The sequence below is a fragment of the Halalkalibacterium halodurans genome, from assembly GCF_004376175.1.
Lineage (GTDB): Bacteria > Bacillota > Bacilli > Bacillales > Bacillaceae_D > Halalkalibacterium > Halalkalibacterium halodurans.
Map to the genome: position 1 here is coordinate 1 of NZ_SNUY01000142.1, position 1,886 is coordinate 1,886.

The window sequence follows — 1,886 nt, forward strand, 5'->3', positions numbered from 1 at the left end:
CCCTTGATTGACCTCTGAATAAACCATTGGCGTGTTTGTCAAGAGCGATAGCGCGGCCTTTCCACCTAATAAATGGTAGTAGTGTTAGATCCAAATAAGGTTTTCATAGAAGTTTTGACACTACCAACCTACAATATTTAAGAGTATAAAGAGAAATTGTGAAGGAATCATGGAGAAATGCTAAATTGGAAAATCTGTCACATCCTATTCAAATAATTACTATGGCAGAAAAAATGAGCCCCTTAATATTAAGAGGACCCATTATATTACTATTTAATATGCTTTGTCTTTTTGGTGTAGACTTTAAAGATCATATAAACGCAAGTTACTAGGAAAACGGGAATAAGAGTATATAAACAAATTGTAATAAAGGTAAGACTGAGATGACGATGTGCTTCAGGTAGATTCCAAGTTGCTGAAATCGTTAAACATATAATTCCTAATAAGATAAAAACAAAAATAACTAGCCATTCTGCTTTCTTCAATTGGCTTCATCTCACTTTAATCCGAAATTTTGGGTAGAATAATAGTGAATTCAGTTCCTTCACCAACAGTGCTCTCCACCTCAATTGTCCCATTGTGTAACTCTATTAGTTGCTTCACAATGGACAATCCAAGACCAGTACCACCGAAAGCCCTAGACCGAGACTTTTCTACTCGATAAAAACGCTCGAATATATATGGTAGCTCATCTTCTTCCATGCCAATTCCCGTGTCCCTAACCTTAATCTTAATATTTTCATCATTACTAACAGTATAAATTGTAATGGATCCTTCTTTCGTATACTTTATTGCGTTTTCAACTAAATTTATAAGAACTTGCTCCAATCTTAAAGGATCACCAAGTACTATACTGTCTTCCTTATCAGATAGTTCACATAGGTATTCTATTTTAAGGTTTTGGTCTAGAGCTTTGTATGCCGTTTTCTTTACAACAAGTTTTATAATTTCATTAATGTTCACTTTTTTATGTTCAAGATTAAAACGGCCTTCGTCCATTTGTGCTAAGTCAAATAAATCATCGACTAAATAAGTTAGTCTTGTAGCTTCATGATCAATAATTTCAAGGTATTGGTTTCTCTCTTCTTCTGTTTTCCAACGCCCTTCACGCAAAACTTTTGAGTATCCTTTTAAATAAGTCATAGGTGTGCGTAACTCATGTGATATATTGGCAAAAAACTCTCTTCTTTGTTCATTTACACGTTGTAAACTGAAAGCTAAATCATTGATAGCACGTGCCAGTGAACCTAACTCATCACCTGATTTCTGAATAGTACGTGTATTATAGTTGCCTTTAGCAATTTGTCTTGCAGCTTTTTCCATACTTACTAATGGCTGAGATAGTTTTTTGGTTAGTGCTGCGAATCGGCAGAATGGATAAGGTTAAGAAGGTACCCTGTGTCATGATGACTCATCGAAAAATTCGATTGAGCCCAGACCTCTCCTTGATCACTAAGTCTCCTTGATCACTAAGTGCTAGCATTTTTTGATTCGAGATTTTCGCAGCTACTTCCACAACCTCTAATCGGTTTTCAACAGTACTATCATTAATTAAATTAGCATATTGAGAAGACAGCATATGTGTTTCTTCTTGGGCTTGACTAACATAAAACCCATAAAAAATTTGATTCATGACAAAGCCTAACGGTAATATTATCGTAATTAATAAGAGTAGAATCGTAAGGCCTAATTTAATATCAATTCGATTCATAAGTTGTACCCTCTCTTTTTATACAAATTTGTATCCAACACCCCATACTGTGTATGGCAAAATAAAAGTGCAGAGCTTTGCAAAGGAAAAATGCAGAGTCCTGCACTAAATTTTTGTGCGTAAACAAAAAAAGACTTGCCAGTCACCCCAAGTCCCACTACAGTAATTGTGTCAA

Annotated in this window: 2 protein-coding genes; both read right to left on the minus strand. The window is 35.0% G+C overall.

Features of this window, described 5'->3' with window-relative positions:
• Positions 1-501: 501 nt before the first annotated feature.
• Positions 502-1,323 carry a HAMP domain-containing sensor histidine kinase gene (locus E2L07_RS20440; protein WP_243855032.1) on the minus strand — a complete coding sequence of 274 codons (822 nt, stop codon included), beginning with the start codon at positions 1,321-1,323 and terminating at the stop codon, positions 502-504.
• An 88-nt stretch (positions 1,324-1,411) separates the two neighbouring features.
• Complete coding sequence (locus E2L07_RS21435) at positions 1,412-1,711, minus strand: hypothetical protein (RefSeq protein WP_243855033.1); 300 nt, start codon at positions 1,709-1,711, stop codon at positions 1,412-1,414.
• Between the last annotated feature and the right edge of the window lie 175 nt (positions 1,712-1,886).

What these genes read in the sequence shown, in the direction of transcription:
- E2L07_RS20440 (WP_243855032.1), bottom strand. Translation starts at nt 1,323, where the DNA reads ATGGAAAAAGCTGCAAGACAAATTGCTAAAGGCAACTATAATACACGT.
- E2L07_RS21435 (WP_243855033.1), bottom strand. Translation starts at nt 1,711, where the DNA reads ATGAATCGAATTGATATTAAATTAGGCCTTACGATTCTACTCTTATTA.